The sequence below is a fragment of the Kitasatospora sp. NPDC093558 genome (genome assembly GCF_040683475.1).
Taxonomy (GTDB): Bacteria; Actinomycetota; Actinomycetes; order Streptomycetales; family Streptomycetaceae; genus Kitasatospora.
The window spans coordinates 1-7175 of record NZ_JBFBDY010000325.1; the positions used below are offsets into that span (position 1 = coordinate 1).

The 7175-nt window shown below is 71.5% G+C and carries 6 protein-coding genes; 5 read left to right on the top strand and 1 reads right to left on the bottom strand.

Annotated elements, in window-relative coordinates; translation table 11 throughout:
• The coding region (locus AB0O00_RS25140; RefSeq protein WP_363655335.1) for a hypothetical protein at positions 1–702 on the top strand (702 nt) is incomplete at its 5' end.
• A gap of 10 nt (positions 703–712) precedes the next feature.
• Here the strand turns inward: AB0O00_RS25140 and AB0O00_RS25145 are convergent.
• A complete protein-coding gene (locus tag AB0O00_RS25145) occupies positions 713–2311 on the bottom strand; it encodes a M4 family metallopeptidase (protein ID WP_363655337.1) in 1599 nt (532 codons plus the stop codon).
• A 237-nt stretch (positions 2312–2548) separates the two neighbouring features.
• On the opposite strand from AB0O00_RS25145, the gene AB0O00_RS25150 reads away from it, so the two are divergent.
• The 4 genes from AB0O00_RS25150 (at position 2549) to efeU (ending at position 7098) form a co-directional block, all read left to right on the top strand.
• Positions 2549–3358: an ATP-binding cassette domain-containing protein gene (locus AB0O00_RS25150; RefSeq protein ID WP_363655339.1), complete on the top strand. Its 810-nt coding sequence runs from the start codon at positions 2549–2551 to the stop codon at positions 3356–3358.
• A 151-nt stretch (positions 3359–3509) separates the two neighbouring features.
• Positions 3510–4658, top strand: coding sequence for an iron uptake system protein EfeO (efeO, locus tag AB0O00_RS25155; protein ID WP_363655341.1), 1149 nt, complete (start codon positions 3510–3512; stop codon positions 4656–4658).
• 279 nt (positions 4659–4937) lie between these two features.
• Positions 4938–6221, top strand: coding sequence for an iron uptake transporter deferrochelatase/peroxidase subunit (gene efeB, locus AB0O00_RS25160; protein ID WP_363655345.1), 1284 nt, complete (start codon positions 4938–4940; stop codon positions 6219–6221).
• 34 nt (positions 6222–6255) lie between these two features.
• Positions 6256–7098, top strand: a complete 843-nt coding sequence (gene efeU / locus AB0O00_RS25165) for an iron uptake transporter permease EfeU (protein ID WP_363655343.1) — start codon at positions 6256–6258, stop codon at positions 7096–7098.
• Positions 7099–7175: the final 77 nt, after the last annotated feature.

The window sequence follows — 7175 nt, forward strand, 5'->3', positions numbered from 1 at the left end:
CGGGCCCGGGTCGCGGCGCTCGGGCTGCCGCCCGCCCTCGCGGACGCCGCCGGACCGCTCGCCCCCGCCGCGCCGGAGGCGAGCCTGGAGGTGATCGACGCGCAGTACGGCGGGATCCTGGCCGACTCGGCGAGCGTGCTCGTCGTCTGCCGCCAGTGGACGCGGCAGCCGGACGGCTCGGTCGCGCAGGGCGGCGTCACGGTGGACGTCCGGCTGAGCCGCGCCGAGCCGCGCTGGACCGTCACCGAACTGCACCCGGGCGTGCCCGGCCCGCCCGCCGAGCCGCCGCCCGCACTGCTGGCGAAGGTCCTGGCCCAGCCGCGGATCGAACTGCCGCCCGGGGCGCTGGCCGATCTGCGCAGCGGCAACGTTCACGACAGCGTCATGAACGCGATGCTGGCCCTGGCCGGCACCTACGCGCTGACGGTCAGCGTCGTGCGCACCGGCCACCCGCTGGACGTCTTCGGTACGACCCGGCCCAGCGACCATCCGCTGGGCCGGGCCTTCGACGTCTGGCGGATCGACGGCCACCCGGTGGTGGACCCGGCGACGCCGCGGCAGCTGGTCGAGTCCTTCATGCGGGACGCGGCCGCCGCCGGTTCGTACAACGTGGGCGGGCCGGTCGCGATCCCGGGGGCCGGCAACCAGTTCTTCACCGACGACACCCACCACGACCACGTCCACGTCGGGTTCACCACCTGAGCGACGGGCGTCAGTTGACCTTGACCGCGCTCCAGGCCGCCGCGACGGTCTTGTACTCGGGGCTGTTGAGCCCGTACAGGTCGCTCGCGGCGTTCAGCGAGGCCGTGCGGGCGCCCTTGTAGTTGGTGGTCGAGGTCATGTAGACGGTGAGCGCGCGGTACCAGATCCTGGCGATCTTCTGGTTGCCGACGCCGGTCACCTTGGAGCCGTTGCAGGTCGGGCTGTTGTAGGTGACGCCGTTGATGGTCTTGCTGCCGCTGCCCTCGCTGGCCAGGTAGAACCAGTGGTTGCCGACGCCCGAGGAGTAGTGGACGTTGAGCTTGCCGACGGTGGCGCTCCAGCAGTCCGCCGACTTGCCGTCCAGCGAGGGCTTGTCGAAGCGGCGCAGCCACGGCGGGGTGGACTGATCGCTGAACAGGTAGTCGGGGGTGTCGAACTTGTTGTTGGCGAACCACTCCACCATCGTGCCGAAGATGTCGCTGGTGGACTCGTTGAGGCCGCCGGACTCGCCGCTGTAGCGGAGGTTGGCGGTGGCGCTGGTGACGCCGTGGGTCATCTCGTGGCCCATGGTGTCGAGGTCGACCTGCTCGGGGTCGGTGCTGCCGTTGCCGTCGCCGGTCATCATGCAGAAGCAGTCGTCGGACCACTGGGCGTTGTCCCAGTTGGTGCCGACGTGGACGAACACGGTGGCGCCCTTGCCGTCGTTCTTGATGCCGTTCCGGCCGAAGGTCTTCTTGTAGTAGTCGTACGTCCAGGCGGTGTTGGCGTGGGCGTCGACGGCCGCCGTGGAGCGGTCGGTGGAGAACTTCTTGCCGTCGCCCCAGACGTTGGTGGTGCTGGTGAACGGCGTGCCGGAGGCGGCGGTGATCGTGTCGGCGGCGGCGTTGTGGGCGTCCTTGGTGACGTGGCCGCGCACGGGGTCCGTCAGGGTGTAGCCGCCGGCGGCCGGGGTGGTGTCGACGGTGACGTCGCCGGTGTACTCGGAGTGGCCGGTGCCGGAGGCCTGGTGCTCCTTGTCGTAGGCCTCGATCTCGTCGCCGGTGGTGGCGTCGGTGACGACGATCCGTCCGGCGGGCTGGCCGTGCTCGCCGGTGCCGGCGACGGTGGTGCGCCAGGCGAGGCGGGGCGTGCCGTCGGCGGCCCAGACGACCAACTCCGGGGTGCTGACGGCGTCGTGGACGCCCGGGGCCGAGGCGATCGCCTTGCCGGCGGTGGTCTGCGGGGCCACGGCGGGGGAGGTGGAGGTCACGGCCGGGTCGTGGGCGGCGGCGCGGGTGGAGTCCTTGAGGCGGCCGCGGGCGTCCTGGTGGACGACGAGGTCGCCGCCGACGACGGGCAGGCCCTGGTAGGTGCGGTCGAAGCGGACGTGTGACGAGCCGTCGTCGTCCAGGACGACGTCCTTGAGCACGAGGTCCTGGCCGTCGCCGAACCCGAACACCCCGGCGTTGCGGGCCACGTTGGCCCGGGCCTGGGCGATCGCGGCGTCCCGTCCGGCGGGGGCGGCGGAGGCCGTGGCGGCGGGGACGGTGACGGCGACGAGGGCGGCGATGACGGTCGTGGCGCCGGCTATGCGGGCACGGCGGGACGCCGACGGGGAAGTGGGGCTCACGCTGACTCCAGTGGGGTGGTGACAGGGAAACGGGCGGTGAAGCACGGGGGAAGTGCCGTCTGCGAACAGCTGTGACCGAGATTGACGGTGATCGGTCATGGAGAGCCAGTGGAATAGTCATATCTTTGCCAAGTTGTGTCCTGCACAAATCAATACCGATCGGATCCGGCCAGTGGTGAAGATCCAGCATGTGAACGGAACATGACGGTCCATTCGGGGCGCTTGTACTGTGCGCGCATGACACCGCCCACCCCCCTGGTTCGCACCAAGGGCGTCGACGTCGTCCGCGACGGCCGCCACCTCCTGCGCGGGATCTCCCTGACGATCCGGCCCGGCGAGCACTGGGCACTGCTCGGCCCCAACGGCGCCGGGAAGTCCACGCTGCTCGCCCTCCTCGGAGCGGTCTCCCACCCCACCCGGGGCGAGGTGGACGTGCTCGGCCGCCGGCTCGGACGGGTCGACATCCGCGAACTGCGCGCCCACCTCGGGCACGTCAACCCGCGTCACCCGCTGCGCTCGCCGCTGACGGTGCGGGAGGTGGTGCTCACCGGGGCCACCAACACCATCGAGCCGGAGTGGCACCGCAAGCCCGCCCCCGGGGCGGTCGAGCGCGCCGAGCTCCTGATCGAGACCCTCGGGATGACGGCCATGGCCGAGGCGCCGTGGACGACGCTCTCCCAGGGCGAGCGCGGCCGGGCCCTGATCGCCCGTGCGCTGATGCCGAGCCCCCGGCTGCTCCTGCTCGACGAACCGGCCACCGGGCTCGACCTGACCGCCCGCGAGCTGCTGCTCGACAGCCTCGACCTGCTGCGCCACCAGCACCCCGAGCTCGCCAGCGTGCTGGTCACCCACCACCTGGAGGAGCTGCCGGAGAGCACGACGCACGCCCTGCTGCTGCGCGAGGGCGAATGCGTGGCGGCCGGACCGGTCGACGAGGTGATGACGACCGACCTGATCAGCGCGACCTTCGGCCACCCGATCCGGATCACCCGCCACGAGGGCCGCTGGACCGCCCGCACCGCCGCCCGCCGCACCCCTGGTCGCTGAGCGCACCCCTGGCCGCTGACGAAGGAAGGGGGTGGGTATCGCCGGTAAGGAAATCTTACGTAAGGTATGCCTTAGCTAATCAGGAGGTGCCGGCCCGGTCGGCGTCCTTCCACGCCCTGGCACACCCATGCCCTTTTCCGTTGGAGCCGTCATGCCCGCCCGTCGTCGTACGACCGCAGCCGCGCTGCTCACCCTCGCCGTCGCGACCGCCACGCTGGCCGGCTGCGCGGACAAGAAGGACGACAAGGCCGGCGGCGCCGACGCGGTGAAGATCAACGCCACCGACTCCGCGTGCGAGGTCTCGAAGACCGCCTTCCCGGCCGGCCACGTCGTCCTGGACATCAGCAACAAGGGCTCCAAGACCACCGAGGTCTACGTCTACGCCGAGGGCGACAAGATCGTCACCGAGCGCGAGAACATCGGCCCCGGCACCAAGGCGACCATCAACGCCGAGATCAAGGCCGGCTCGTACGAGATCGCCTGCAAGCCCGGCATGGTCGGCGACGGCATCCGGCAGAAGATCACGGTGACCGGCGAGGGCGGCGCCACCGCCTCCGCCGACCCGCGCCTGGCCGCCGCCGTCGACGCGTACCGCGCGTACGCCCAGGAGCAGGCCGACGCCACCATCCCGGCCGTCGAGGCCTTCGCCGCCGCGATCAAGGCGGGCGACGTGGAGAAGGCCAAGTCCCTCTACGCCCCCTCGCGCACCGGCTGGGAGCGCACCGAGCCGGTCGCCGAGAGCTTCGGCGACGTCGACCCGAAGACCGACACCCGCGAGGACAAGGTCGAGGCCGGAAAGCCGTGGACCGGCTGGCACCGCCTGGAGAAGTCGCTCTGGGCCGACGGGAAGATCGGCGACGACGAGAAGAAGCTCGCCGACCAGCTCGTGGGCGACTTGAAGGACTGGCAGAAGAAGATCCCCGAGGCGGAGATCACCGCGACCAGCATGGCCAACGGCGCCAAGGAGCTGCTGGACGAGGTCGCCACCAACAAGATCACCGGCGAGGAGGACCGCTACAGCCACACCGACCTCGCGGACTTCAGCGCCAACGTCGAGGGCGCGCAGAAGGCGTACGAGCTGCTCAAGCCCGTCGCCGCCGAGAAGAACCCCGACCTCGCGAAGACCCTGGACTCCGAGTTCGCCTCGATCCAGGCGCTGCTCGCCAAGTACAAGCAGGCCGACGGCACCTTCACCTCCTACGACAAGGTCGCCGAGGCGGAGCGCAAGACCTTCTCCGACGCGGTCAACTCGCTGGGCGAGCCGCTGTCGAAGCTGGCCGCCGCCGTGGTGGTCAAGTAGCCGACCACGCCGGGGTGGTCACGTAACCGACCACGCCGGGGTGGTCACGTAACCGACCACGCCGGGGCCGGAAGGTAGCCGACCACGCAGGGGCGCCGGTTACCTGCCGACCACGCCGGCCGGTGAGCAACCGACCGCGCGGTGGCCGCCAAGTGGCCGACCCCCAGCCCGCATTCACCACACCCCACGGACGCCGTGGCGGCCCCGTCCGGCCGTCACGGCAGCCGTGGACCAGCAGCACAGAGAAGGGCCCGCCCGCCGATGGACGCCGAGAAGCCGATGGACAGCACCGAGACGGCCGCCGCCGACACCAACTCCCGCAGCACGGTCAGCCGCCGCGCCGTCATCGGCTGGGCCGGGGCGGGCGTCGCGCTCGGCGCCGCCGCCGTGGGCTCGGTCGCCGCGGCCACCCGGCAGGACGACCCGGGCCCGGCGCCCGCCGCGGCCCCCGGCGCGGAGGTGCCGTTCTACGGCGACCACCAGGCCGGCATCGCCACGCCCGTCCAGGACCGGCTGCACTTCGCCGCGTTCGACGTCTCCGAGAAGGCCACCCGCGAGTCGCTGGCCAAGCTGCTCAAGGAGTGGACGAAGGCCGCCGCGGCCATGACCGGCGGACGCGAGGTCGGCACCGGTGCCGCCAGCGGCCTGCCCGAGGCGCCGCCGGACGACACCGGCGAGGCCCTCGGCCTGCCCGCCTCCCGGCTGACGCTGACGATCGGTTTCGGGCCCGGCCTGTTCGAGAAGGACGGTGTGGACCGCTTCGGCCTCAAGGCCAAGCGCCCCGAGGCCCTGATCGAGCTGCCGAACTTCAAGGGCGACAAGCTCGACCCGCTGCGCAGCGGCGGCGACATCTGCGTTCAGGCCTGCGCCGACGACCCGCAGGTCGCCGTGCACGCGATCCGCAACCTCGCCCGGATCGGGATGGGGACGGTGAGCATCCGCTGGTCGCAGCTCGGCTTCGGCAAGACGTCCTCCACCACCCCGGACGCGCAGACCCCGCGCAACCTGATGGGCTTCAAGGACGGCACCCACAACATCGCGGGCACCGACACCGCCAAGCTGGCCGACCACGTGTGGGTCGCCCCGGGCGACGGCGCGGACTGGATGACCGGCGGCTCCTACCTGGTCGCCCGGCGGATCCGGATGCACATCGAGACCTGGGACCGCACCTCGCTCAAGGAGCAGGAGGACGTCTTCGGCCGCACCAAGGGCGAGGGCGCCCCCTTCGGCAAGGCCCGGGAGCACGACGACCCGGATCTCAAGGCGATGCCGGCCGACGCGCACGTCGCGCTGGCCCACCCGGACGCCAACGACGGGCTGATGATCCTGCGCCGCGGCTTCTCCTTCACCGACGGCACCGACGGCCTCGGCCGGCTGGACGCGGGCCTGTTCTTCCTGGCCTACCAGCGCGACACCCGCAAGGCGTTCGTGCCGCTCCAGCAGCGGCTCGCGGCGAGCGACAAGCTCAACGAGTACATCCAGCACGTCGGTTCCGCGCACTTCGCCTGCCCGGCGGGCGTCCGCAAGCCGGGGGAGTGGTGGGGCCAGGCCCTCTTCGGCTGATCCCACCGCTCCCCATCACCCCTAGGAGTCAGCCGTGTTCGGCAACTACCTGATCGGCCTGCGCGAAGGCCTCGAAGCCAGCCTGGTCGTCTGCATCCTGATCGCCTACCTGGTCAAGACCGAGCGCCGGGACAAGCTGCCGCCGGTGTGGCTGGGCGTCGGCTCGGCGGTCGTGCTGAGCATGGCGTTCGGCGCGGTGCTGCAGTTCGGCTCCTCGCAGCTCACCTTCGAGGCCCAGGAGGCGCTCGGCGGCAGCCTGTCGATCGTCTCGGTCGGCCTGGTGACCTGGATGGTGTTCTGGATGCGGCGCACCGCCCGGCACCTGAAGACCGAGCTGCACGGCAAGCTGGACGCGGCGATCGCGATGGGCACCACGGCGCTGGTCGTCACGTCCTTCCTGGCGGTCGGCCGCGAGGGCCTGGAGACGGCGCTGTTCATCTGGTCGGCCGTGCAGGCCACCGACGACGGGTGGAACCCGCTGGTCGGCGCCGCGCTCGGCCTGCTGACCGCCGTCGTGCTGGGCTGGCTGTTCTACCGCGGCGCGCTGCGGATCAACCTGGCGAAGTTCTTCACCTGGACCGGCGCGATGCTGGTCGTCGTCGCGGCCGGCGTGCTCGCGTACGGCGTGCACGACCTCCAGGAGGCCGGCTGGCTGCCGGGCCTGCACAGCGTGGCCTTCGACATCAGCAGCACGGTCCCGAAGGACAGCTGGTACGGCACGCTGCTGAAGGGCGTGTTCAACTTCCAGCCGGACCCGACTGTCCTCCAGCTGGTGGTCTGGCTGGGCTACCTCGTCCCGACGCTGGCCGTGTTCTTCGGCCTGTTCGGCGGGAAGTCGAACGCGACGCGGAAGCCCGCCGCCTCGAAGGCCGCCTGAGCCGACGGCCTGACCCGCTTTCCCCGATCAGCCCCCCGCACGGCACTTGGTGCCGTGCGGGGGGCCTTCGCGTGGTG